The organism is Eubacteriaceae bacterium ES3 (assembly GCA_030586155.1).
Lineage (GTDB): Bacteria > Bacillota > Clostridia > Eubacteriales > Eubacteriaceae > Acetobacterium.
In genome coordinates this window covers 1,505,126-1,530,459 of sequence record CP130741.1, presented here as the reverse complement: position 1 = coordinate 1,530,459, position 25,334 = coordinate 1,505,126, and the positions used below count along the sequence as shown (strand labels likewise).

The following is a 25,334-nucleotide window of genomic DNA, read 5'->3' as shown; positions in this document are numbered from 1 at the left end:
AGCACATGGCACACTTTTTTTACAAAGGAGGGTCTTATGGCTATCTATGGAATTGATTTTGGCTACTCGAAAGCCTGTATAGCAACTTTGGACAGCAACGGATATCCAGTAGTAATCCGTAATCTGAGAGATGGCAGCGATGAACTTGCTACTGCATTATTTTTTGAAAGTGCTGACAATGTTGTTATTGGTAGTTGTGCTAAAGAAATGATAGAAACTGATGGTGAACGTGTTATCCAGTTCGTAAAGCGTGATCTTGGCCAATCTAACACCCGCACGTATGAATTCGATGGAAAGACCTATACTCCTGAAGAAATAAGTGCTTTCATACTTTTAAGATTAAAGCAGATGGTTGAGGAACAGGGAGAATCGGTAAAAGATGTGGTTGTAGCAGTACCTTCCTACTTCGGACTAGAGAAAAAAGTTGCACTCAAAAACGCTACGGAACTTGCTGGATTTAATTTAATTGGCGTAATCGCAGAGCCAACAGCTGCTGGCCTTGCCTACCTGTGCAACCACGACCAAACTAATCAAATTATTCTTGTATTTGATCTTGGAAGTGTTTCGCTTGATATTTCTATCCTGCAAAATGTCAACAAAACTGAAAACAGTAGCTGGACTCCATCACTCCAGATTCTTTGTATCGATGGCAGTGATAGATTAGGTGGTGAAAGCTGGTCAGATAGATTATTTGATTTCATTCTCCAGGCTTGTTGTGATGAAAACGGACTCACTTCAGACGAGATTGATGTCGAGACTCGTCAGATGATCAGAAGCCGTGTTGAGACAATAAAGAAAAAGTTAAATATTGCAGAATTCGCAAGGGCTAGGATTAATGTAAATGGTACAATGACTACTATTGATATTTCAAGAGAGGAATTTGAAAATCTTACTTCAGATAAAGTTGCCCAGACAATGACTTGTGTTGAAAATGTGCTCCAGAAAGCTAGCAACATTGAAATTGACACAGTCCTTTTAGTGGGAGGAGCTACCAGAATGCCCATGATTCATGATTTAATGGAAAAACGTTTCCCAGGAAAGGTTCGGTCATTTGAGCCTGAACATTCTGTGGCAATTGGTGCTGCAATATATGGACAAATGATAAACGATAACTAATACAACCCCTACCGTGACCATGAAAAGACAGCACTTACTCACCTAACCTGATTGCTAATATGGTTTGGTATTCGATTGATCATTTTCATGACGATGTTGCGAAGAACTCATTGCCGAAGTTGACTGGAAACGACTTACACCTGAAAATCTATTTAGCTTCTTTGTCAGAATAAGAAATCTTTTTATAGAATAAGATGGGGAGGGCACGAAATGGATAATGAGTGCAATATACAATGTATCGAAAAAAAACTAAGAGCCGCTATTATTGCAATGGATGCTCTTACACCCACAGCTTCAGAATTCCTATTGAGAGAAATACCTTGGGAGAGTCTTACAACAGATGAAATTCTAAAGCTAATCAAAATTATGCGAACTCAACCTAGAGGAGTTCCCAACAAAGTGATTTCTATGGAGGTAAAATAATGGGAATTAAAGTAGGAATTGATTTGGGTACCACGTTCTCAGCTGTTGCTATGATGGATGAGAAAAATGGTCAGCCAATCATAATCCCTAATACGCTAGGGGAAAGAATTACGCCTTCTGTTATTCAATTTACAGAAGATGATGAAATAATAGTCGGCTCTGATGCACTAGAGGCTTTCGAGACCGGTGAATCGGGCTGTGCTTCAGTATTTAAAAGAAGTATGGGTAATCCGGATACATATTGTTCATTTAATGGAACGAAGTACACGGCTGAAGATCTTTCGACCATTTTACTTAGATATTTGAAAGAAGAGGTTGAAGCAGTTACTCATCAGAAGGTAGATGAAGCGGTAGTAACTGTTCCAGCATATTTCTACCATAAAGAGCGCCAGGCGACCATGAAGGCTGCAAAAAAGGCGGGCTTGAAAGTTCGACAGATTATTAATGAGCCTACAGCTGCAGCTATGAATTATGGTGTTAAACATTGGCGAGAAAACGCACGTGTGCTAGTTTATGACCTTGGTGGAGGTACATTTGATGTAACGCTTGTTCAAATGAAAAAGAACAATCAGATGGAATCTCTGCAGACTACAGGAGATCATACTCTCGGTGGTAAGGATTGGGACGCTCGTATTTGTGCATTAGTAGAGAGTAAAATCGGGAGTGAGACGGGGTATTATGTCTCTGAATATCCTGAAATTCATCAGATAGTTACACAGAATGCGGAGAATATTAAAAAACAGTTGACCTCAAGAAACGTTGCTAATGTTCGTTTAAACCTTCCTGAATATGGGTGGTACTCAACAACCATGTCACTTGAGGAATTCGAACAGAACACGGCGGATTTGATTGAACGAACGGGAACCTTGTGTGAAAGTTTACTTCGTGGTTCAGGCATAGGATGGCGAGACATTACGGATATTCTGCTTGTAGGTGGTTCAACCAGAATGAGACAGGTTTCTGCTTACTTAAAACGCATCAGTGGGCATACGCTTGCGCAGGTTAATCCGGATGAGGCTGTTGCTTTAGGCGCTGCAATTCAGGTGCATTTACCATTACCGGAATATAGCGTTATTTCAATGGCTCCTCCTGCAGAAAATAATGCAGACAGCGGAAGCTTCTTTAAATTTAAAAAAGCGATCCAAAAGACATCACCAGCTTCTCCTAAGTATTCTTTGCCGGACATGGTAGGTAAAGAAACTGCGTTAAATAATGCGTTATGTATGAGTCATGTGGACGTAGTTGCACATGCAATGGGAGTCATTGCAGTTAGTGCAGATGGTATACATTATATTAATAAGACGATTGTTCCGGCAAACCAGAGAATTCCGGTAAAATGTGCTGAAGCATTTCATTATTACACATCCGCTCGTGGTGATAATGAAATGGAGATCTATGTATTACAGGGCGTTAAGGCTCCTTTGGAATGTGAAATAATTGGAAAATATGTAGTTTCTGGCATTAACCATGATAGAAACGATAACCCTACAACAATAAAAATTCAGTACAGCTACGATATTAATGGAATGGTGCATGTACAGGTTCGTCAAGGAAATGGAACAGTGGATCTTCCGATTAGAGAGGAACCTGTTCTGGCAGATATGAGCAAATTTGGCCGTCCAATTGATTCGGAAGAAATGCGACCTTCTGCAGAGGCATTGTCTGTTGTTATGGCAGTTGATGTATCTGGAAGTATGTCTGGAAAGCCAATTGATGATGCAAGAAATGCAATGTGCCATTTTGTTGACAATTTCGAAGACTATCCCGGTGATGTTGAAATTGGTGTTATTGCTGTGTCAGATAAATCTCAGATTGTACAGCCTCTTACATCGAATTTAAGTGAGTGTAAAGCGTCTATTCGTTCTATTACAGAGTGTATGACTGGAGTATGTAATGCTGGACATCCATTTAATGATTTCCAGTCTATGCTTGGACGAGTCAAAGGAAAGCTTCTTGGAATTGTCCTAGCAGATGGTATGTGGGAAAATCAGTCTCTTGCAGTCAGCGAAGCACGTAAATGCCACAGAATGGATATAGACATCACCGGTATCGGATTTGGCTCTGCAGATGAACAGTTCTTAAGAGATATCAGTTCTGGATATATTGACTCCATGCTTGTTGACCAGAGCGAATTAATACAAAGTTTTGGGAAAATTGCTCAGGAAATTGGTGGAGGAAGTAATACAGGAAAGCGGAGCCGTACTGGTGCAGAAACAGCAGTTGCTACATGGCTTGCAATAAATGAGTAAATAGGCGAGGTACAATAGCCAATGGACAGACGGAATTATTTTGAAGTTCTTGGTCTCGACTTTGATCCGCCTGAAAAAAATCAGCGACGTATTGACAAAGCAATTGCGGAGTGGAAGAAGCGTACAGAGGATATGCTTGCAAACGAAACAATTGCCGAACGTAGAGCTGTCCTTTCAGATGAGTTGTCTCTTCATGACAATATGGTTGAGACTTTGCACGAGAACAAGACAAGAAATGTAGAGGCACGTACCCTTAAAGAAGTTCGTACACAACAGTTGGAACAACTGGTAGACATCATGCTTGTAGGCCAATCAGGAACACCTGAGGTGACGAACGCACAGATAAGGAATGTGCATCTTAAATTAAAGTTATCTCCTAAAACGATAGAAGATACTTATGTAAAAAAAGGATTTGTGGTTCAACGGGTAACCAAGGCAGTTAATCTTAATGATGCATTTTTAACGACTGTCGTAGCTGGCAATATCAGCAGTAAAATCTCACAATTGCAGGCAATGGCAATACATAAGTATCCGTGGACATCAAAAGTAACAGATTTATATGATTTGGCGTGCTATTTTTGTGGTGGAAGCGATAGTGACACTGGATCCTATCATAAGAAAAGAACGACCGAGCTCTATAGCATCATGGAATCTTGGGCAGCTCAGTTTGCTAGCGACATGAGTGCGCAGGGCCATTTGTTGGCTGACTTGTTTACTGCTGGAACAACACAGGTTTTCAATACAGAAGTAAATCGTAAGAAATATGACCAGTCTTTAGAAAGAGAGAAGCTGAAAGCTTTCTTTTCTCTATTAAAGTCAGCACCGGAGGACTTTAAAAAGGATCGCTATTTTGCTGATAGTTGCATAAGGACAATCCAGAAAAGTTTTCCAGACTACAACTTATCCTTAGCATTATATAACCAAGAGGCTGGCCTAATGCAGGATTCTTATGAGCCATTGGAAGCTTTAATTCATCTGACGTGTGGCTCATGTAAAACACCTGCAGAGTTTAGAACTAGAGAAGATGCAGAAAAGGGGAAATGTACTGTCTGTGGCGCACCTCTTTATATTGAATGTCCGAAATGCCACAAAAGTGCACCTGCAATAGCAGATCGTTGTTCTTGCGGATTCTTGGTTTCTGAAATGCAATTCTTTGATGAGTATATTAAAGCGGCAGAATTCGCACTTAAGGAAATGGATTTTGGCGAGGCAAGTAAGCAGTATGCCAATGCAGAGAATGCTTTTCCCAGACATCAAAAACTTTCAGAATTATCACAAAGAATAAAAGCTGAGCGTGATAAGTATGATCGACCACTAAATGAACTAAAGGCGTTAATAGCTGCCCGAATGTTCTGTAAAGCACAGACTTTATTGGGAACATTAAGTGCATCAATGCCTCAATTGAAGCTGGATAGTCAGAAGAAAGTGATTGATGAAAAGATGGCGGAAGTTAAGCGACGAATGCCTGCTGGATCGTTATCTTCTGTAGACAAAGCAAATAGATGTGTTGAAATTCTTCAAATTGTTGAAGACTATCAGCCAGCAATAGATGTGCTGATTTCTTCAATACCAAGGAAACCATTGAACTTAAATGCAGCAGTAATGGGAACAGCTTCATTGACCTGCACACTTTCTTGGAATGCAACTGGTGACAAGGGCATTAAATATCAAGTTGTAAGAAAGAAAAATGACATCCCCCAGAGACAGGCAGATGGTGAAGTTTTGGCTACAGATATTGGAGAACTTAGTTATAAGGATACTTCTTTGCAACCAGGTATTAGTTATGGATATGCAGTTTTCGCTTGCAGACTGAATGTTTTTTCTGATCCTTCTATATGTGAAATTGTAAACTTCAGTGAACTGGCTACAAAATATTTTCGAACCTCTGCTGAAAATGCTGTTTGTCGTTTTAGCTGGGTTTTACCTCCGAATTGTATCGGTGTTCGAATTCTTAGAAGTACGAATGCAATTCCAGCAGAGAGTCCTTCTTCTGGAAGTATAGTTGTGGCAGCCAAAGCTTCAGCAAACTTTGATGATGCTGGGGTTTCGAATAACAATACATATGGATATCGTCTCCAGTGCGTATATCCTTACGAAAGCAGTTTTAGGTATAGTCGCGGTGTTACAGTAATGCTGAAACCTGAACCACCTCCAATAGCATTGAGAAACATTACATCACGAATTGAAGGACGATTAGTCACTATTCGATGGAATTCTCCGGATAACGCTCAACAGAGTGTTCTTATTCGAGAGGTTTTATCAAATGAAGCTAATAGTCTTATTGGACAGGTCATTTCTGCAACGGATATTAATTTAATGATTGGAAACGTACGAAATTATGCAAATACAATGAGTACTTCAATGCAGGCTCAGTTTGAGATTCCATCAAACATGTCATGTTCTTTGGCAGTAATTTGTGTTGCAGGTTCTAAGGGAATCATTTCGGATATTGTTCGTGTTTCAAGTGTTGAAAAATGTGAAATCGACAAATGCCAAACAAGGATTGAGGGAAACCGATTAAGAATTGTATTGGCAAATAGACCGAAAAATCTTGAAAGAATACATTATATTGTTGCGAAGAAGACGGGGGCTACTGTTCCGTGGGCTACGATTGAAGATGCAAAGAAAAAGTCTTTATCGATTGTTTCTTTGCATGAATACGAACGAGATGGGATGATTCTTGTTGAAACGATTCCCAAAACAGATCTTTATATTTCGGTGATTGGTCAGTACAAAATGTCGGATGAAAGCATCATTTATTCCGAACCATCGAAGTTGCGATTAAGCAATAAACCAAAAGAAAAGATATCGTATCGATTTACTTGGGGTACGAGCGGTTTCTTTGGTCGAACGAAGGCAAAAAACTGTAAATTGACTGTATCTTCAAATGCAGAAGAAATACCAGAAATATACGTAGTATATAAATCAGATGGACATATTCCGATGAAATTACTGGATCCGAAAACTGTTATAATTCATACAGTTCCAGAATCGGATATTGGATTTAAAAATGGAGAATACGTCTGTTCGTTTCAGGATAGCACTTGGAATGCAATTTCATCTGCTACACCGTTGAGACTTTTTATTCAAGAGGATTATATGTCAGCTTTCGAAATAACACCAAGCGATATCGAAAGCTGCAAAGTACCATAAGGGAGGAAAAATATGGCTTTATTACATTCAGATGTTCTTTGTCCATACTGTCTTCAGGAACTTCGTAGCAAAGATCTGAAGATGGTATGCAACATTTGTGGAACACCAGCAACACCATCTAAAACAGAAATTTTGCTAAAGAAAACCCCTAAGTGCAAGCAGTCTGGTTGCAGAGGATTTGCCAGCGCAAGACAGTGTTCTTCTTGTGACAGCAAATTGCCGTCAGATATTCTAGATTATAAAAAATATCTGCGCTTCAGTATTCTCGGAATTACAGGCTCTGGTAAAACCAATTTTCTGACAACCATGCTCCATGAATTGCGACATACAGCAGGGGCCCCGTGGGTCTTATCTTCAATGGATTCGATCACAACTGCTATTTTCCAGGAAAATGACAGAGCAATTTATAATATGCGACAGCCAGTAGCTGCAACTGCAGCAGGTACAACACCTCCTCCACAGTTGTGGAAAATAAAAGATAAGAACAGAATGACAAATACAGTTATCCCTTCATATTCTTTGACCATTTTTGATGGAGCAGGAGAAGATTGTGAGCACATTGATTCGGTTATTAGCAGATATATTGAGGGATCTAAAGCTCTGGTTATTTTGATTGATCCTCTTGCATTGCATGGAGTTGCATCTAGCATTCCGCAAAATATCCTCAATTGGTCTACTTCTGCTTCTCACGATGCGGATGCATCTGCTGATATGGTTGATGGATTAGCAAATTATATTAGACAGAACTGTGGAATAGCACCTGGGAAACTGATTAATAGAGATGTTGCAGTTGTATTTACAAAAATTGATGCTGTAAAAAACACCTTTGGATCAGCGACAGTTATGCAGCCTAGCCCACACCTGGCACGTAAAGGTTTTGTTAAAGCAGATGCAGATGCAGTTGATGCTGAGATTAGAGATTGGCTGGAAAGTCAAGGCGAAATTACATTTTTAGATGCTATTAACACAAATTTCAAAAAAGGAAGTGTTAGATTCTTTGGTGTATCGAGCTTTGGACAGCCTCCTACAGGTAGCTATCAGTTAGGAAAGGTAATGCCTCATAGAGTTCTCGATCCTTTAATTTGGATGCTTTCAAAGGAAGGTATTGTTCCTGCTCTTTGAGCACAATGTTTTTTGAAGAAAGGAAGGCGATATAATGCTTAACCAACTTATCTATACACGATGCATGCCTCATCGTGAGTTAAAAAACAAAGGTCAAGTGGTTCGTGCAGATGGATTTGGCGTTTTTTCGATGAGCCAAGAGCTGGTTATTAATCCACCTGTATCAAACTATGATTTTCTTCAAACTCGTTTAGCTGTACAAAATGGGGCAAAAGAAACTTCCGTGACGGGTTTATTTAACTCATATGAATATACAGCATTATCCACTGATATTTATGCTATGTCTTTTGAAGTTGCTAGACCACATTGTAAGGAATCTAGAAAGAATGGGCAGAGTCATAGAACAGGTACATATATCAAGCAATGTCTAGTTGGAATGCCGGGGGATTACCCTTTTAAGTGGTTTGGGGCATCTGCATGGGATGCATATTTGAAATCTGAAAATGATTACTATTTGGATGAAAATCCTAGTGCAGAACCCGCTTGGCTTAATACTGTACAGGAAATTCCAAATGGATCTTATATTACTATCGAAAGAATTAAACAATTTGTAAACGCTGGACGTGCAGAAGCTGTTAAAGCTGGAATTTGGTTTTTAGTTCACGAGTATGAAAAACCAGAAAATGAAAGAAAAGTTCTCTTGATTAAGGACGTTCCAGAGAATGTTGAGCTTTGGATTGCAGCTATCGAGTACGCCTTTAGTGCGGAAATGGCTAAAAAGATTACTTTCGCAACGAATAAAACAAAACTCGGCACACAGAACGATAATAGTATGTTCTTCTATACAGATGAAACAGGCAAATATTATCCGATGCGTAACAACAGTATGGCACTGAGTAGACACCCGTACAATATGATAGTGGGATATCATCCTAAGGATAATTTTTGCGCTGCTGTCAAACAGATGCCGACAAGTAATTTCGTAATGATTGATGGTACTTCTAACACAGCAACTTTTGCAACTGATGATAGCATACAATCAGCTTATTATTCTGCAACTGTTCAGTATGAAGCAGACATTATTGATTTTACAAGTATCGTTTTGCCTAGTTTTCCAGTAACAACTATAACCGATAAAATTCCAGAATTGTACAATGCATATAAGTATCTTTTGGATTCTAATCACCGAGTTGAAAAGTGGAATTACAGAGAAGCTAGTGCAGAATTACAGGTAATAACTCAGTATGGAGTTCCGCAAAATGATGTATTGAATATGTATATTCTTGATGAGGGTATGCGTGGCTATCAGCGTTTTGCCGCAGAAGATGAAAGAAATAATTTCGAATTCCTTAAGGTGCTTTGGAATATAGCAAAATTAACAAAACGAACTGGAGAGGTCACCGGATGTTTAGCAGATCAGCTGAGTAATGGATTGACGAATTTGAAAGTGTCTGGAACCGCTTTGGCTTGTACATGGAGTGCTATTAAATCTGGTGGAGTTCAGGATATTGTTCGCCCTGCATTGCAAGATCTGTTTAATGATGGCGATTTAACGAGTTACAGTAACCAATTTGAAAACATAACTTCTTCTACAATCGGTACAATTATGGAAATGTATTACGATATGCTTTCTCTTGAGAGAAATGGTATTAAATCTATTCTGGAAAGCAATGAGAAATATCGATTCGTGTGCAGAAGTTTGATTGCTCTGATTGACGATAGGAATGCTTTACGCGTAGCGTTGGATGGAATAAGTGGATCTGATGATGTAATTAATGCAGTTGCACTATCAGTTTCTCAGTATTTCGAACAGCACATGCCTGCAAAAAACGAGATGTTGTGGGATTCCATTATTGATCTTAGTGGAGGAAATGTTATAGAATTATGTAGGACGCTTTGCAGGAGTTCTGAAACAAATATTGATATAATTGAGCATTTGTTGACAAATGCAGTTCTGAAGGCTGGAAAATGTGAGAGCGAACTTTATCATGCGTTTGAGGATTCTGTAAAACTGCTTGGAAAGAGCAAAAATACAGGCATTGCATTTTTTGACGCATGTATTAAGGTTGAGAATCCGTCTCATCTCGACAGCCTTATTCGAAGCATTAGGGGGAATAGGCTGTTTCCTTCAGCAGAGAAAGAGCTGTTCAGGCGTGTGGATGCCGTTATTCCATATGAATCAACTTCTGGAATGATTTCAAATACATTCAGAGAAATGAAGGAATGGGCAAATGAGATAGGGAAGACTTCGGTGGGTATTGCATTTTATGATTTGCGTAAAAATATGGAGCGTGAACGTAAACCCGAAAAGGTGGTAGATGCAATGAACGAGTTCGCTCACTTGAAGTTAGCATTACCATATGGTTTTACAAGTGGTCAATATTTTGCCAACTTGGCACAAACTGCTGCTGAATTCTGTGATTCTGAAGTTCACATAGCCTTTTTAAGCCTTTTTGATATTGCTGATTCCAGAATGAAACAGGATTATATTAAGTGTTATGTTGATGAAGTATTATCTGGTGCAAAAGGCAAAAAGTTTGTTAATTCTATGATTACCTTATGCGAAGCATTCTACTATGAATTTAAGATTCCAGGTATGAAAGCTGCACAAGTAAAAGATACTGCTAATATGTTGAAATCATGCTTTGTCAAAGCATTGCCGGATTACTATAAGTCAAATCTTGCGGAACAGGTATCAAAGGCTAATTGCGGTGAACCTCCGGTAAAGAAGATGCTTATATCATTGCTCCAGGATGCAGCTAAGAAGGCACCTAAGAGTGGTATAGGTGACATTATTGGTGGCATTTTCGGAAGAAGAAAATAAAAAAGAAATGGGAGTACAGGGAAATAATTTCTATCTTAGGACCTGTGTTCCCAGAAATAAGGATGAAGCATTGCAGAACCAAAGAAACTAACGCAAAAAGAGTACGACTCAATCCGTTCAGATTATGAAAAGCGTTATGGTTATGATTCTCGAAGCGATGAAGAGATGCTGTTAGAATATAAATAGTACAAGTCAAAATGAGAAAGTCCAAAATATAAAAACATGATACAATAAATCTATCAGTAAACGGAGGATCTCATTATGGCAAAACACTTTGATAAACAGTTTAAACTCGATGCAGTTCATTACTATCAGGATCACAAGGATCTTGGACTGCAGGGATGTGCATCGAATCTTGGCATCAGTCAGCAGACACTTTCCAGATGGAAAAAAGAGCTGAAGGATACTGGCGACATTGAATGTTGGGGGTCTGGCAATTATGCTTCTGATGAAGAAAAAGAAATTGCCAGATTAAAACGTGAATTACGTGATACCCAGGATGCGCTTGATGTATTAAAAAAAGCCATCGGCATTCTGGGAGAATAACAGAAGCCATCTATCTGGAGGTTTCTGAAAAGGCAGAAATTACCCATAAGGAAGACCGCCGAGTTTCTGTCTCTGGAGTGCTGAAAATTTTAGGCGTTTCCTGGTCCGGGTATCGGGCATGGCTTAAACATGTGCCTTCTGATTCACAGAAACGCAAGTAAGCCGTAAAATTCAAAATTAAAGAAATCTATAATGACTCCCACCAGAATTATGGAGCGCCTAAAATCAGGAAAGAACTGCAAAAGAGCGGTGAAATCGTTTCAGAACGTACCGTCGGTAAATATATGAAAGAAATGGGCATCAGAGCTCAATGGATCAAACCATGGACAACGACAACCAGAGATTCAGATTTCAGTCATAAACTTCAGAATATCCTTGATGAACGCTTCAATCCCGAACGCCCAAACGCCGTCTGGTGCAGCGACATCACCTATATTGGGACAACCAATGGTTTTGTCTATCTGACAAGCATTATGATCTTTACTCCCGAAAAATCATCGCCTGGACGCTTTCAAAAACGATGAAAGTATCTTGTGTAATTGATACGATTAATAAAGCAAAAGCACGGCGTTGTACTGAACTTCCATTGATTCTGCATTCAGATCGCGGCAGCCAATTTGTTTCAAAAGAATATCGAAAGGCAACGGCTAAAATGCAGCGAAGCTACTCTAAAAAGGCATTTCCCTGGGACAATGCATGTATTGAATCTTTTCATTCCCTGCTTAAACGGGAACGGATAAAGCGCTTTAAAATCCGTGATTTCAACCATGCCTATCGACTGGTATTTGAATATATTGAATCCTTTAATACAAAACGGATTCACAGCCATTGCGATTTTATGTCGCCCGATGATTTTGAAAAACTATTTGCAAAAATGAGCAAATCGGATTTGCAATTAGCTGATTAAGATGAAGATAAAGTTCTCATTTTAATTTGTACTAAATCTTGACAGAAGACCAAGAAAGCTGCATTTGATAAGAAGTTCGATGAGCATTATCAGGTGGATAAGAAGAGTGATACGGATGATGATAGCACCGAACAAAATGAAGAAATCGAGAATGATCGTGAACATGAGCGTGGCGGGCGCGGTTTTCGAGAAATAGATGATGATGACGGCAGATAATAGTGTCAATAGACAAGGAGAAGTGTGATATGGCAGGACCTAAAAAAGTAACTCAGGAAGAATATGATGAGCTTCGTTCAAAAATGGAAGAGAAGTATGACTACGATGAAATGTCAGATGAAGAGAAAGAACGTTTTGACGCTACAATGGATCAGGTTGCTGTTGTTGGTGATAAAACCGATGAAACAGATGAAAGCGATGCTACTGATGACGAAGAAGTAGAAAAGGGCGAATTCGAAGATGGTTATCCTCAGGAACATGAATTTGATGATGACAAAGAAATAAGATAAGTCATAAGGGGTAGTCGCATATTATGGAGAAAATGAAGTTATCACGCGAAGAGTATGATGCTGTAATAGAAAAATATCGAGAATAAAACGGATATGATGCTATGTCCGATGAGCAAAAGCAGCATTTGATGAAAAGTTGGATGAAGTTGTAGGTGCAGAGAACAGTAGTGAAGAAGATCCAGGCGAAAATGAAATCGGAACAAAAGTGTTGGAACGAAGTAAATAATTGGAGAGACTAACTATTAAAAGTCAAGTCTAAATTGACATTATTTGAATGAATTGCAGAAATGCAGTTCAGATAAGTTAAGAACTGAAAATGAGTTAACTGAACATTGAAAACTGCATGACAAAAAGAGCATCTTTGCAGGTGCTCAAAAAAGAGATATTTATTAAAAAAATCTAAGCTGATTTAATGTATGTTTGCCCAGATCTTTCCAACTGGTAAATGACTCTTACAAGCTTTTTGGCCGCGTGAGATATTGCGACATTGTAGTGTTTTCCTTCAGAACGTTTCTTTGCAAGATAAGCTGCAAATATTGGATCCCAGTTACAAACAAATTTAGTTGCATTAAATAATGCATAGCGAAGATATCTGGAGCCTCGTTTCTCCATATGGGAATAGGCACCATCAAGTTGTCCTGATTGGTAAGTTGATGGCGACAGACCAGCATAAGCAAGTATTTTGTCAGGAGTATCAAAGCGTTTAAAATCACCGATTTCAGCAATAATCATAGCCCCCATACGATAACTGATTCCAGGAATGCTAAGAATGGGAGAATTTATTTCATCAATTATGATTTTGATTTCAGATTCTATTTCATCAATTTCACAATCAAGTTCCTGAATAAGCTTAATGGTGTGTTTTAGTTCCAGTGATTTAGCCGGCATATTTGAGCCAATAGAAGTTCTAGCGGCTTCTCTGAAACGAACAGCGGTATCTTTGGAATATCGACCTTTAGAGGCTGTTTCAATGAGTTTGGAAAGCCGCGTAAGGTGAGCAGACGCAACAGCACTAGCACCCGGGAATTCAGAAAGCAATGCATAAACAGAAGTTAAATGAAGAGTAGGAACAAGTTTTTCCAATTCAGGGAAAAGAATTGTAACAAGTCTGGAAATAGATTGTTTAAGTTTCGAACGTTGCTTTACTTTATCAAAACGATAGCGGGTTAATGACTTCAATTCTTCATTGTGGTAAGATGTGTCTGAGTAGGACTTTAAGTTCACATCAGACATAATCATAGAAGCAATTGTTCGGGCATCTACCTTATCCGTTTTCGTCTGTCTAAGGCTTAGACTTTTTCTGTACAGATTGGTATGTAACGGATTGATAACATAGGTGGCGAGACCTTTATCAACGAGATAACCGAGAAGATTGTAACTGTAATGTCCTGTGGCTTCCAGCCCTACTTTTACTTTAGTTAAATCTTCTGCAACAGAGGAAATCTTCTGAAAAAAATCATCAAAACCATCACGGTTGTTCATAATGGTAAAGGCTTTAAAGAGTATCTCTCCATCTGAGTTAGGGCGTGTCTGAAAACAAAATCTTTACAATCACCACAATGCGTTTTAAAATAAAACCAAAACGTTGGGAGCACGATAATGCCATCAAAACGCTATGAAATTACAGACGAACAATGGGAACAGATTAAAGCTTTATTTCCCAAAGCGAAAACTGGTCGACCGCCAAAAGATAATCGGTTAATCTTCAACGCAATTTTATGGATTGCGCGAAGTGGTGCTGCGTGGCGAGATCTTCCCGAACGTTTTGGTTCGTGGAAAACGGTCTACAGCCGTTTCTGTAAATGGCGTGATGACGAAACACTGGCAAATATTTTTCATGCCTTAAATACCGATGCTGACTTTGAAAATCTCAGCATTGATTCAACCATTGTAAAAGCGCATCAGCACAGTGCTGGTGCTAAAAAGGGGCTGTAAATGCAGAAGTGAATCAATACATCGGTAAAAGCCGGGGCGGTAACACGACTAAAATTCACGCAGTCGTCGACGCTCTGGGTAATCCGATTCACTTTGAACTTTCAGGCGGCCAGATTAGCGATAATACCGCTGCAATTGGTCTACTGGCAAACATTGAAATCAAAAATGCCAACATTTTGGGTGATAAAGCTTATGGAACTAAAGAGATCCGGACTTATATCACTTCACAGGGTGCAACCTATACAATTCCGCCAAAGTCAAACACCAAAGAACCCTGGGACTGTGACTGGTGGCTTTATAAAGAACGCCATCTGGTTGAATGCTTTTTCAATAAAATCAAACATTTTCGTAGAGTTGCGACTCGTTATGACAAGCTGGCATCTTCGTTTTGTAGCTTTGTTTACATTGCTGGCATCTGGCTTTTGTCAAAATAATTGGTGTTTTGACTTTTCAGACACACCCTAGTAATAAAGCAATCATGCTTATCTTTAGCAACATCAATTCCTGCATAAATCATAACAGTTCTCCTTGAATAAATTTAATACTGTTTGGAACCCACGGGTACTCCCTGCGATTGTAACCTCGTTCTAAATAAACCGTCATGCGGTATCTAACTGATTAACAAATATACAAAGAGCCTGTGGTTGGAGCCTTTCGAAAACCATCTAGTGGTAGGAGATGAGAACCAATCCACAGTATCTCCAAAAAGTATAGCATACAGTCCTTGGAGAGGGACTATAAACACTACTACTATATAATACGAGGAGATGAATTTCTATGCCTTCATATACAGGAACTGATAGTTCTTCGCGATCAGCAAAAAGACCAACGGGGACATCAGGGAGTAGTTTGCCAACTCCTAAATCAACTGGAGGATCTCCGATGCCTATTGGCAATTCGGACGGGACAAAACAAAGACAGGTCAAAAAGATGCTGATGGATGTAACACAGCTATCATTGTTACAGAATAATCTTCGCGTTGCTAGCTTATATGTGAATAGTCGGCATTTAGAAATGTTGTCTCCGGCAACATCAGAAAGTTTATATACGAGTGAGGCGTGTAAGTTTAATATCATACAAAGTGGTCTATCGGGTATTGCAGTATATCAGATTACAAAGCTTATGTATAACAAGGATGAGAATTCTTTTGAGAAGCTTGTTAGCGTGTATTCTGCGTTAAATAGTTTTGGAGGGATTGTTTCGCTGATTCTTCAGAGCGACGGTAATACTACAAAACTGTATTTGTGCACCAATACTAGTGGTAATGGAAAAGTTGCTGGTGGATTACTGGCGAATAATCTTAGAGGTCAGTTTCCGGGATGTGAAATTGATGAGTTAAGTGATGGTGAAAAAAACAAACTCTTAGCTTCTTGCGGAATGGTTGGGACCATATCTACAAGTCGAACAGTACGTTCGTTAAGTATGATCCCTAGCAGACGTGAAGACGAGCGCCAGCATGATAAGGAATATAGCGCTCAAGGATATGAGAAGTTTGTTGATGCGATGAATGGTCATCGCTATACACTGGTTGTTTTATCACAGCGGGTGTCTCCTGATGCAATGGAGGAGTGTCTGGAAGGTTTAGAGGCACTCTATACTTCCCTATCTCCATATGCAAAAGAAACAGCTTCATATGGTGAAAGTGATTCGGATTCCGTAAATTACTCAATTTCAAGCAACATTAATAGTTCTATTAGTAGATCGGTTTCTAAATCGTTTGGTACTTCGCATACAAATAGTGTTTCCGAGGGTAGAAGTTCGAATAGTGGTCATGGATACGAATTATTTGATATTCACTTTAATTCTGGATCGGGACGTTCTACAGGAACATCAACTGCAAATGGAACGTCAACTGGAACTAGCTCTAGCACATCTTCATCTGACAGTTATGGAAGCGGAGATGGGCAGAGTTCCGGAACTACAACCGGAACAAATCGTTCAATCACCTTAAACAGAGACAATAAAGCTGTTCAGAATTTACTAACGAAAATCGAAGAGCATATTAAGCGTATGAATTTGAGTCAGACATTTGGTATGTGGAATAGTGCATGTTATGTGATTGCGGATGATGTTGCCACAGCAACCATGGGAACCAGTACACTGGCTGCACTGTTTTCCGGTGATTCTCAGGCTGCACCTAGAGCATATTACAATCAGTGGGATGTAACGAATCCAACAGAGCGAGAACGCGTTTTAGAATACATTTCTAATCTTCAGCATCCAGTGATTAATCTCACCATGCTTCAGCAGATTACAGATGGGACTGGTAAAACAACTACAACACCATATCAGACTGAAAAGATCACCCCTGCTATGATGATTAGCGGAAAAGAAATCCCGACACTTATGGGATTGCCTAGAAAATCTGTTCCGGGAATCGTTGCTGATAGCATGGCCGAGTTCGGACGAAATATTCCAGAAAAGTGGAAAAGAAGAGTAAAACGTTCGGTTTTATTCGGAAATATTTACCACATGGGGCTGGAAGAGAAAACGAAAACATTCCTGGATCTGGATACATTTGCATCACATATGTTTATTTGTGGTGCTTCTGGATCTGGTAAAAGTAATACAACGTATAATATTCTTCAAAAATTGATTGATAATAAGGTACCATTCCTTGTTATTGAACCTGCCAAAGGTGAATATAAGATTGAATTTGCGGATTTACCGGGCATTAATATATTTACTGCAGATGAAACTCCTTATAGACTCTTGCAGATTAATCCATTCGAGTTTAGTGCAGGTATTCATATACGTGAGCATCTTGATAATATTGTTCAGGTTGTTAGTGCTTGCTGGCCTTTATACGGCGCTATGCCGGGCCTCTTAAAAAAGGCATTTGAACAAGTGTATCTTGATCATGGCTGGGATCTTGAGCATTCAGAGAGAATTATTAACAGAGGTAGCAAATTCCCTGTCTTTTCTGATCTAGTTAAAGTTCTCGAAAGAATTATTAATGAATCTCCTTATTCCGCACAGACGAAGGGTGATTATAAGGGAGCATTATTAAATCGAGTATCTTCTCTTTGCAATGGTTATGAGGGGAAGATTTTTGGTAGAAGCATTGGCATTCCGGATGTAACATTATTTAACAAGAATACAATCATTGATTTGAGCAGCATTGGTTCTGATGAGACTCGATCTTTGATAATGGGAATCCTGATTATTAAGTTAAAGAACTATCGTAAGACGGTAACAACTGGACCAAACAGCAGTCTGGTTCATGTTACAGTGCTCGAAGAAGCACATAACATTCTTAAGAGATGTTCGAAAGAAACAAGCGTTGATTCTGGTAATGTTCAAGGGGCTGCGGTTGGTAGTCTGTGCAGATGTATTGCAGAAATGAGAAGTGCAGGTGAAGGATTTATGATAATTGATCAGTCCCCTGGAGCTGTTGATGAAGCTGCTATCAAAAACACTGCAATTAAGGTTTGTATGAGACTGCCATCCAAAAATGACTGCGAAGAGATAGGTGCTGCGTTAAGTTTAAATGACAATCAGATCAGAGAGTTAAGTAGACTCGATATCGGAGTTGCGGCTATTTTCCATGCAGGATGGACGGATACCCTTTTGGCTAGAATGGGAGATATCTGGGATAAGAGATATCGTGCAAAGAGCAGTCCTATTTTGGATTATGGTACTTACACGAGGATTCAGGGTGCTATTGTTCAGTTGATGTATCAAAATATCCAGGATGGAAATATATTTAGCATTTACGATGATATTCAGGAATTACTAGATCTTCTGTGTAAAGGACCAGGTGCGATTAAACCCGTTTTACCAGAGTCTAAACAACAGGAGCTTCTGGATGAGGTACAAGTCTTCTTGGAGAATAATGACGAATACATTAAAGCTAAGAGGTTAAAAGATCTTAGAAGAGAATTCTTCGATTTCGTCTTCGATTTTGTGTGTTTAGAAAGTGTTATGAGAATCTTCTCACTTAATGGTGTGAATACGACGATGACATTGGATCCGTTGACTACAAAGGAAATACGTGCTGTTTTAAAGTGGGAGAAGGATGTTCGAAGCGGTATAGCTAGATATTTGTATATGCCGGAAGAATGTGATCCAGCAAGAGCATACAGGTGGCCGTTGGATGCTTCCAGAGCTGAGTATTTCTGGGAAATATATGATGGTATCCTTTTGCGTTATGGAATTCGCTTCGGATCTGATAAACGTTATGCTAATACTCACAATTATCTGAAATCCATTAAGCACTTTAGCTCAAGCACAGGTGGAAGGAAGTGATGTGAATGATAAAGCATAATCCAGAAGAAGATATTTTAGGAGATTCTGAAGAACTGATAGAAGCGGAATCAGGAAGAAAGCAACTTGAAAAGGAACACTTTGCTTCTACATATACTCTGAGGCCAGACGAAAACTATGATGCCAATGGTTATAGTTATGAAACGGACAAACTTGGACGAATTACCAGATGTGAAGGTTATCTGAGGCTTGAAGATGGAAAAAGAAATACCGCACATCAGGTACGCGCTGGAGGGGAATATCGTCTGGAAAATGATGAAGGTGGGCATTTGATAGGACGTCGTTTTGGAGGATCCGAAAAGGTCGATAATCTGGTTCCTATGGATAGTCATGTTAATCGCGTTGAATATAAAGAGTTGGAAGACGACTGGGCAGCTGAAATTGACAAAGGTAGTACAGTGGATGTGAAAATCCTATGTAGATACTCTGGAGATTCTACTCGCCCTACTGATTTTATCGTAAAATATCAAATAACAGATAAAGATGGTTTTACCAGAAATGAAACTAAGCGAATTCACAATCAGGAAGAAGGAAAATGATATGTCAAATATTCGAGAAAACGAGCAAGAATTAAATCAATTAATGCAGAGAATCGGAAATTCAATCCTGCCTGTATTGGATAAAAGCTGGGTAAAAGCTGTGGTTGGATACTTTATTGAGACATCTGGAGTTACACATCTTCAGGTTTTTGCACTGAATGCAGGATCAGATGACTATTCTGATTTAGTTAAACTGTCGTGGGATGATGACAAATATGACGATGCCATTATTGATATAGTAGATTTGTGTAAAGAATTGCATAGTTTATGTGAGGCGGTAAATGATCCATGGACATCAATTAGCTATGTACTTGAAAGTGATGGCTCATATAATGCTGATTACGGATACGAAGCAATTAATAATTATGATTCACGTTTCATAATGAACTGGCAGAGCAAGTATTTGGATTGAAAGGTGAAAAGAAATGGGAATTATTACTTCTCCTGAAGATACTTTGATAAATGCTATGACCTCAAAACAGGGACAGGTTAGATTGCAGCATTGCGTTGGCTCACTAGATAGTGTGTTTAAAAACGTTCTTAAGAAAGATCCTCGTCTACTTGCTTTCCTATCTGGATACCAGTATTCATACACAAAAAAATGTCTTGTGCAAATAATGTATGATTATGATGTTACTATCACATACCAGGATGAATGTCCAGATTCTTTAGATGATATTCTTGTAGATTCTGGTGATTGGGATGTATCGACCATTCTGGAAAAAGGAAATCCTAAGCAGATTTTACTTGTAACTGCAGATCCAAATGTTATAGGAACAAAGTTATCCGATCAAATAGGTAAACTTCTTAGTTCCTACGAGGGAATAAATGGCTGGAATACACAAACTAGTTCATTTGATAAGATATCGGAAATGACGCTCTGTAGGATAGGATACAATTACGTGGTTCATTTGCCAGAACTTCGACAACTTCAAGGTAAAGCTATATTTTCTGCGAAAAACATATGGAAAAAGATTTTAGGTAGGGCAAAAGTTCCTCAGTTCGTAAAACCATTTTTGGCATTAAGCTATCTTACACAAGAATGCTGCTATGATCAAAGAGCTTTTGATGAGGTTGAAAGTAATCCGGGGAAAGCACCTTCAGATCCGATTCCACATCTTGCATACGGACCGCTTATTGAACTTCGTGGGATATGTGGCGGATTAGCATGGGCCTTTAAAACTCTAATGGACGAGGCAAATGTCGAATGTATGTGTATCAGTGGTTTCCTAAAAGAAGATTTAAAAACCGGGCATATGTGGAATCTTGTTAAGTTGGATGGACAGTATTATCATGTTGATCCGACATGGGGGATTAAAGATGACGGTGTATTTATTAGTGGGATGTTGCAACCAGATAGTATGATGAAAACAACACATATTTGGGAGGCATCTTATTATCCACAAGCACGAGGAATGCGAATTGATTATGATTATATTGAAGATTTTCTTGTGGAGAACGGAAACGATTATCTTGATGATGGTGCAAACGAGAAATACTTCTTCCCAGATGAGATTGTAGATTGATAGAAGGAATGTGAGTATTGGTGAGCTTAGTCGGCAAAATAATCTGGTTTCTTACTGGGGCTATCTTGGTATGTGGCTGGACTGCTATGGATGCTTACGATTGTTGGAATACCAGTGGAAAAAAAATGCTTTAAAATAGGTAATCTTTGTTTATTCCCATTCGGAAAATACGTTTTAAGCTCTTCCAGCAGGTCGGAAAATTTTTTGTTGAATCTACTGTGGATTTGTATTACAGGTTTACCTTTGGCAATTACCAATGTGGTTATCGGTGTTAGTTTGTGCTGTACAATTGTTGGCATTCCTTTTGGAAAACAGCACTTTAAGATTGCTAGATTATCGTTGACTCCTTTTGGAGCTATGGTTATGTAAAGAATGGATTGGTGAAGAACAAAGTTACAATTATTGTTATGGCGATAATAAGTTTTATGCTTATGCCAACTGCTGAATATTATGAAGTGACAGAGTTCTTCCGCAAAAATCCATCTATTAAGCGATTTATTAAACCAAAAGTGATATAATAAAAGCAACAAATAGATTGAAAGGGTGGTAAAAATGGATTCACCGAATACTCTGTTTTTGGATCATTACTTCCCATCCGATGTTTTAAAGATCACGGAAGTAATTGAGACTGATAAAATCATTATTCATATGAAAGCTGTTTCTAAAACTTATGTTTGTCCCAGGTGTCATCAAACACTTGAACATTATTATGGCACTTATATAAGAACAGTACAGGATCTTCCGATACTGGGGAAAATGTTCAGCTCATGATTAAAGTCCATGAATACAGCTGTAAAAATGAAGACTATCCAGTTCAAACTGTCGCCGAAACATTTAATGGTTTTCTCAACGCCAACCGAAGAACGACTTAGCGCAGCGAAGATTTCATCTGTATGCTGGCAATGGAAACGAGCTGTGAAGGATATGCACGAATCTGTCAGGCGATGAACCTGCATATCAGTGGGGACAGTGTGATCTGCTTGCTGACAGTACGTTATGAAGCACAGCCAGATCCAGTTTGTGGTGAGACAATCGGTATCGATGATTTTGCTTTCAAAAAAGAAGTCGATATGGGACAGTAATTGTTGATGAAACTACACACAAACCGGTTGCCGTTCTTAATGGTCGCGACAGCAACAAGCTCAAGTTCTGGTTGCGACAGAACAAACAGGTTAAGCGCATCACTCGAGACCGGGCCGGGGCCTATGCTTCTGCTATTGGAGAAATTCTTCCTGATGCCATGCAGATTGCAGACCGGTTTCATCTTCATTAGAATCTGCTGGAGGCTGTTCAGAATGCACTCAAAACAGTTGTTCCAGCGGATATAAAAATACCGATTAACCAGAGGTATTATCAATGTCATCAAGAAGAAAAAGTTGAGAACAACGAGTCTAAAAAAATGATGTTCCGGTAAAACCGGAAAGTTATAATGACAACCGGGTTCAACGCTTCAATGCAATTAAAGAACACATCAATGCCAAATTCAGTGCCCGACAAATTGCAAAAATTTTACATTGCAACATAAATACGGTTCGCAAATATATGAACGGAGATTTTGATGCATTATGTGGCTGGGAACTGAGAAGCGGGGCTGACCAATATTATGATTACATTATAAAATCATTGACATCCGGAAAGATCCGCAAAGACATCTTTCGCGAAATAAAAAAGCAGGGCTACTCTCGAACACTGTCAGCAGCATATGACTATATGAACAAACGTAAGCGTCAATTACAGACCACATACCAACCAAATAAAAAAACTGATACAATTCTTTCAAACTATTAAAGGAAGGATTGTATTTTTTATGGAGAAAAGTGAAAATCGGATACTCTGGGAAGAGCGGATCAAAGCACAATTGGCAAGTGGACTGACGCAGCGGCAGTGGTGCGAAAAGAATAATCTTGCTTTGAGTGCATTCCGATACTGGAAACTGAGAATCAGCAAAGCAAACCGGGATCTAAATGATCTGGAACCCCAGGAGTTTGCCGAAGAAACAGTCAACTTTGCCGGAATTGTTATTGCGCCGGAAATATCATTTAAAAAACCTTTATCTGGAACCCCAAAAGTAATAGAAATCCGGATTTCAGATGTGGTTGTTATGATACCGCCTGAATTTTCAGAGAATCATCTTACAAATATAATTAGCGCAATCAGAAAGGCCTGATCCATGTTGACAGGCCTCAACTCCGGAAATGTGCATATAGCTCTGGGAGCCACCGATCTCAGAAAAAGTATCGATGGACTGTCCCTGATTGTCAGGGAAGTTCTGAAAGAAGATCCCTTTTCCATGCACCTGTTTGCATTCTGCAATAAACGCAGGAATCTGATTAAAATCCTGGTATGGGATCAGACCGGCTTCTGGATTCATTATAAACGTCTGGAAAACGGCTGTTTCCAGTGGCCGGAAAAAAGTGGTGCCCCTTCCATTGTTGTGACTGAAAGAAGTTTCCGGTGGTTGCTGGATGGACTGACCCTTGATGAAAAACAGGCGCATCCGCCAGTGAAACAGCGGATTTTAATCTGAAAAATAAGGTTGAAAAAGCTTTTTTTGTCAGCTGATCTATGGTATAATAGCATCATAAAACGGCGATATTATGCCAATCATAAGTAATTGGAGTGGATAATGACAGGAAAGCGGTATAAGCATCAGATGGGTAAAGAAAACAGTTTAACAGAAACAGAAACACAAGATCCGGCACTGGATTTTTTATCTGTCATCACTGAACTTCAGAGTGAAAACACTCGGCTGAATTCAGAACTTGAAGAAGCGCAGGCAAAAATTAAATGGTACGAAGAACAGTTGCGTCTGAATGCCCAGAAGCGCTTCGGCAAATCCGCTGACACTGTCATAATTGAAAACCAGATCTCTTTTTTTAATGAGCCGGAGGTGACGAAACGCCCTGAGCAGGAAGAACCATCCATCGAAGTGGCTACCCACCGCCGTAAAAAGCGGGGACTGAACCGGGATTCTTTTGATGATCTGCCGGTTGAACGCATTGTTTATGATCTTAATGAAGATGAGAAAGTATGCCCTGTGTGTGACCATTCACTGCATCAGATGAAGGAGGAAGTGCGCCAGGAGCTCAAAGTGATTCCCGCCAAAGTGGTGCGGGTGGAACATGTCAGAAAAGTGTATGCCTGCCGACACTGTCAGGATCATGAGATCAAAACGCCGATTATTACAGCTAAAGCGCCCAATCCGGTTATTTCGGGCAGCTTTGTTTCGCCAAGTCTGCTTGCTTATATTCTATACCAGAAATTTGCGGCAGCCCTGCCTCTTTACCGGCAGGAGCAGACCTTTAAACACTTTGGCATTGAACTGTCCCGCGCGACGATGTCCAACTGGATCATCAAAGGCAGTGAGCGTTACCTTGAACCCCTCTACCGGCTGATGAAAAAACATCTGGAAAAAGAAAGCTTTCTGATGGCTGATGAGACATCACTGAAAGTTCTGACTAAAGATGGGGAAGCCTGTACCAGCAAGGCCTATATGTGGCTGTATCGTCCCGGGAAATACGGAAAACCCATGGCGTTGTTTGAATATCAGCCGTCCCGGAGTGGCAAACACCCCAAAAATTTCCTTGAAAATTTCAAAGGAATCCTTCAAACGGACGGTTATGACGGCTATAACAGCGTAACCGATATTACCCGGGTCTGCTGCTTTGCCCATGCCAGACGTCAATACACTGATGCGCTAAAAGCATTGCCAAAAGGGACTATAAAAACCGAAACCGAAGCCTGGCAGGCCGTTCAGATGATAGGTGAAATGTTTGTCTTTGAGAAAGCGCTGTTAAAAGAAGACCTGACCCCGAAAGAGCGTAAGGAGCGACGGGAAAAAGAGCTTAAACCGCTGATGACAGCTTATTTCGCATGGGTAAAATTAATGTCGCAGAATACCCTTCCCAAAAGCGCCTTTGGAAAAGCGCTCAACTACAGTCTCAAACACCAGACTGTACTGGAAAACATTTTGCTTGACGGCCAATGTGAACTTTCCACCAACATTGCCGAACAACAGATCAAGCCTTTTGTTGTGGCCAGAAAAAACTTTCTTTTCTGTAAAACAGCCAATGGTGCCAAAGCTTCCGCCACTGCCTTCAGCCTGATCCAGAGTGCCAAACTTAATGAGCTCAACCCTTATGAATATCTCAAATTTCTCTTTGAACGTCTGCCGGATATAAACTGCGATGACGAGGTCGCACTGGAACCTTTTCTTCCCTGGTCCGATCAGCTGCCCGAGATCTGCCGCCAGTCCTTGGCCCAAACTAATCAGCATCAATAA

Annotated in this window: 23 protein-coding genes and 2 pseudogenes; 24 read left to right on the top strand and 1 reads right to left on the bottom strand. The window is 39.7% G+C overall.

Annotation, left to right across the window (positions count from 1 at the left end):
• Positions 1-36: 36 nt before the first annotated feature.
• The 11 genes from Q5O24_06920 (at position 37) to Q5O24_06870 (ending at position 12,786) form a co-directional block, all read left to right on the top strand.
• A complete protein-coding gene (locus Q5O24_06920; protein ID WKY49038.1) occupies positions 37-1,116 on the top strand; it encodes an Hsp70 family protein in 1,080 nt (359 codons plus the stop codon).
• A gap of 210 nt (positions 1,117-1,326) precedes the next feature.
• Entirely contained in the window at positions 1,327-1,539 is a 213-nt protein-coding gene (locus Q5O24_06915; GenBank protein WKY49037.1) for a hypothetical protein, read from the top strand.
• On the top strand, positions 1,539-3,788 hold the full coding sequence (locus Q5O24_06910) for an Hsp70 family protein (protein ID WKY49036.1): 2,250 nt from the start codon (positions 1,539-1,541) through the stop codon (positions 3,786-3,788). The genes Q5O24_06915 and Q5O24_06910 overlap by 1 nt, the downstream gene beginning before the upstream one ends.
• Before the next feature lie 21 nt (positions 3,789-3,809).
• Positions 3,810-6,941, top strand: coding sequence for a fibronectin type III domain-containing protein (locus Q5O24_06905; protein WKY49035.1), 3,132 nt, complete (start codon positions 3,810-3,812; stop codon positions 6,939-6,941).
• Between the two features lie 12 nt (positions 6,942-6,953).
• Positions 6,954-8,063 carry a hypothetical protein gene (locus tag Q5O24_06900; GenBank protein WKY49034.1) on the top strand — a complete coding sequence of 370 codons (1,110 nt, stop codon included), beginning with the start codon at positions 6,954-6,956 and terminating at the stop codon, positions 8,061-8,063.
• Between the two features lie 34 nt (positions 8,064-8,097).
• Positions 8,098-10,827, top strand: a complete 2,730-nt coding sequence (locus Q5O24_06895) for a hypothetical protein (protein WKY49033.1) — start codon at positions 8,098-8,100, stop codon at positions 10,825-10,827.
• Between the two features lie 261 nt (positions 10,828-11,088).
• Positions 11,089-11,373, top strand: coding sequence for a transposase (locus tag Q5O24_06890; protein WKY49032.1), 285 nt, complete (start codon positions 11,089-11,091; stop codon positions 11,371-11,373).
• A gap of 284 nt (positions 11,374-11,657) precedes the next feature.
• Positions 11,658-11,897 (top strand): hypothetical protein, encoded by a 240-nt coding sequence (locus Q5O24_06885; GenBank protein ID WKY49031.1) that lies wholly within the window; start codon positions 11,658-11,660, stop codon positions 11,895-11,897.
• On the top strand, positions 11,894-12,280 hold the full coding sequence (locus tag Q5O24_06880; GenBank protein ID WKY49030.1) for an integrase core domain-containing protein: 387 nt from the start codon (positions 11,894-11,896) through the stop codon (positions 12,278-12,280). The genes Q5O24_06885 and Q5O24_06880 overlap by 4 nt, the downstream gene beginning before the upstream one ends.
• A 93-nt stretch (positions 12,281-12,373) precedes the next feature.
• Positions 12,374-12,496, top strand: a complete 123-nt coding sequence (locus Q5O24_06875; GenBank protein ID WKY49029.1) for a hypothetical protein — start codon at positions 12,374-12,376, stop codon at positions 12,494-12,496.
• A 29-nt stretch (positions 12,497-12,525) separates the two neighbouring features.
• Positions 12,526-12,786, top strand: coding sequence for a hypothetical protein (locus Q5O24_06870; protein WKY49028.1), 261 nt, complete (start codon positions 12,526-12,528; stop codon positions 12,784-12,786).
• Between the two features lie 399 nt (positions 12,787-13,185).
• Here Q5O24_06870 and Q5O24_06865 read toward each other — a convergent pair.
• A pseudogene (locus Q5O24_06865) lies at positions 13,186-14,325 on the bottom strand (IS110 family transposase).
• A 57-nt stretch (positions 14,326-14,382) separates the two neighbouring features.
• Here Q5O24_06865 and Q5O24_06860 point away from each other — a divergent pair.
• The 13 genes and pseudogenes from Q5O24_06860 (at position 14,383) to Q5O24_06800 (ending at position 25,334) form a co-directional block, all read left to right on the top strand.
• Positions 14,383-15,155: pseudogene (locus tag Q5O24_06860) on the top strand (IS5 family transposase).
• A gap of 730 nt (positions 15,156-15,885) precedes the next feature.
• On the top strand, positions 15,886-18,969 hold the full coding sequence (locus Q5O24_06855; protein WKY49027.1) for an ATP-binding protein: 3,084 nt from the start codon (positions 15,886-15,888) through the stop codon (positions 18,967-18,969).
• Between the two features lie 5 nt (positions 18,970-18,974).
• Positions 18,975-19,526, top strand: a complete 552-nt coding sequence (locus Q5O24_06850; GenBank protein ID WKY49026.1) for a DNA/RNA non-specific endonuclease — start codon at positions 18,975-18,977, stop codon at positions 19,524-19,526.
• A 1-nt stretch (position 19,527) separates the two neighbouring features.
• Entirely contained in the window at positions 19,528-19,938 is a 411-nt protein-coding gene (locus Q5O24_06845) for a DUF600 family protein (protein ID WKY49025.1), read from the top strand.
• Positions 19,939-19,951: 13 nt separating this feature from the next.
• Positions 19,952-21,052 (top strand): hypothetical protein, encoded by a 1,101-nt coding sequence (locus Q5O24_06840; protein ID WKY49024.1) that lies wholly within the window; start codon positions 19,952-19,954, stop codon positions 21,050-21,052.
• 90 nt (positions 21,053-21,142) lie between these two features.
• Positions 21,143-21,421 (top strand): YccF domain-containing protein, encoded by a 279-nt coding sequence (locus Q5O24_06835; protein WKY49023.1) that lies wholly within the window; start codon positions 21,143-21,145, stop codon positions 21,419-21,421.
• A gap of 183 nt (positions 21,422-21,604) precedes the next feature.
• On the top strand, positions 21,605-21,823 hold the full coding sequence (locus Q5O24_06830; GenBank protein ID WKY49022.1) for a hypothetical protein: 219 nt from the start codon (positions 21,605-21,607) through the stop codon (positions 21,821-21,823).
• Positions 21,824-21,945: 122 nt separating this feature from the next.
• Complete coding sequence (locus Q5O24_06825; protein ID WKY49021.1) at positions 21,946-22,134, top strand: hypothetical protein; 189 nt, start codon at positions 21,946-21,948, stop codon at positions 22,132-22,134.
• A complete protein-coding gene (locus Q5O24_06820; GenBank protein WKY49223.1) occupies positions 22,134-22,325 on the top strand; it encodes a transposase in 192 nt (63 codons plus the stop codon). Before Q5O24_06825 ends, Q5O24_06820 begins: the two co-directional genes overlap by 1 nt.
• Positions 22,326-22,594: 269 nt before the next feature.
• Positions 22,595-22,840: a hypothetical protein gene (locus Q5O24_06815; protein WKY49020.1), complete on the top strand. Its 246-nt coding sequence runs from the start codon at positions 22,595-22,597 to the stop codon at positions 22,838-22,840.
• A gap of 19 nt (positions 22,841-22,859) precedes the next feature.
• Positions 22,860-23,219 carry a hypothetical protein gene (locus Q5O24_06810; protein ID WKY49019.1) on the top strand — a complete coding sequence of 120 codons (360 nt, stop codon included), beginning with the start codon at positions 22,860-22,862 and terminating at the stop codon, positions 23,217-23,219.
• 3 nt (positions 23,220-23,222) lie between these two features.
• The gene (tnpB, locus tag Q5O24_06805; GenBank protein WKY49018.1) at positions 23,223-23,579 is read left to right on the top strand and encodes an IS66 family insertion sequence element accessory protein TnpB; all 357 of its coding nucleotides are present in this window, start codon (positions 23,223-23,225) and stop codon (positions 23,577-23,579) included.
• 99 nt (positions 23,580-23,678) lie between these two features.
• A complete protein-coding gene (locus Q5O24_06800; protein ID WKY49017.1) occupies positions 23,679-25,334 on the top strand; it encodes an IS66 family transposase in 1,656 nt (551 codons plus the stop codon).

What these genes read in the sequence shown, in the direction of transcription:
- Q5O24_06840 (WKY49024.1), top strand. Translation starts at nt 19,952, where the DNA reads ATGGGAATTATTACTTCTCCTGAAGATACTTTGATAAATGCTATGACC.
- Q5O24_06845 (WKY49025.1), top strand. Translation starts at nt 19,528, where the DNA reads ATGTCAAATATTCGAGAAAACGAGCAAGAATTAAATCAATTAATGCAG.
- Q5O24_06850 (WKY49026.1), top strand. Translation starts at nt 18,975, where the DNA reads ATGATAAAGCATAATCCAGAAGAAGATATTTTAGGAGATTCTGAAGAA.
- Q5O24_06915 (WKY49037.1), top strand. Translation starts at nt 1,327, where the DNA reads ATGGATAATGAGTGCAATATACAATGTATCGAAAAAAAACTAAGAGCC.
- tnpB (WKY49018.1), top strand. Translation starts at nt 23,223, where the DNA reads ATGTTGACAGGCCTCAACTCCGGAAATGTGCATATAGCTCTGGGAGCC.
- Q5O24_06885 (WKY49031.1), top strand. Translation starts at nt 11,658, where the DNA reads ATGAAAGAAATGGGCATCAGAGCTCAATGGATCAAACCATGGACAACG.
- Q5O24_06910 (WKY49036.1), top strand. Translation starts at nt 1,539, where the DNA reads ATGGGAATTAAAGTAGGAATTGATTTGGGTACCACGTTCTCAGCTGTT.
- Q5O24_06835 (WKY49023.1), top strand. Translation starts at nt 21,143, where the DNA reads ATGCTTACGATTGTTGGAATACCAGTGGAAAAAAAATGCTTTAAAATA.
- Q5O24_06880 (WKY49030.1), top strand. Translation starts at nt 11,894, where the DNA reads ATGAAAGTATCTTGTGTAATTGATACGATTAATAAAGCAAAAGCACGG.
- Q5O24_06870 (WKY49028.1), top strand. Translation starts at nt 12,526, where the DNA reads ATGGCAGGACCTAAAAAAGTAACTCAGGAAGAATATGATGAGCTTCGT.
- Q5O24_06800 (WKY49017.1), top strand. Translation starts at nt 23,679, where the DNA reads ATGACAGGAAAGCGGTATAAGCATCAGATGGGTAAAGAAAACAGTTTA.
- Q5O24_06810 (WKY49019.1), top strand. Translation starts at nt 22,860, where the DNA reads ATGGAGAAAAGTGAAAATCGGATACTCTGGGAAGAGCGGATCAAAGCA.
- Q5O24_06920 (WKY49038.1), top strand. Translation starts at nt 37, where the DNA reads ATGGCTATCTATGGAATTGATTTTGGCTACTCGAAAGCCTGTATAGCA.
- Q5O24_06830 (WKY49022.1), top strand. Translation starts at nt 21,605, where the DNA reads ATGGATTCACCGAATACTCTGTTTTTGGATCATTACTTCCCATCCGAT.
- Q5O24_06825 (WKY49021.1), top strand. Translation starts at nt 21,946, where the DNA reads ATGCTGGCAATGGAAACGAGCTGTGAAGGATATGCACGAATCTGTCAG.
- Q5O24_06895 (WKY49033.1), top strand. Translation starts at nt 8,098, where the DNA reads ATGCTTAACCAACTTATCTATACACGATGCATGCCTCATCGTGAGTTA.
- Q5O24_06890 (WKY49032.1), top strand. Translation starts at nt 11,089, where the DNA reads ATGGCAAAACACTTTGATAAACAGTTTAAACTCGATGCAGTTCATTAC.
- Q5O24_06900 (WKY49034.1), top strand. Translation starts at nt 6,954, where the DNA reads ATGGCTTTATTACATTCAGATGTTCTTTGTCCATACTGTCTTCAGGAA.
- Q5O24_06905 (WKY49035.1), top strand. Translation starts at nt 3,810, where the DNA reads ATGGACAGACGGAATTATTTTGAAGTTCTTGGTCTCGACTTTGATCCG.
- Q5O24_06815 (WKY49020.1), top strand. Translation starts at nt 22,595, where the DNA reads ATGAACGGAGATTTTGATGCATTATGTGGCTGGGAACTGAGAAGCGGG.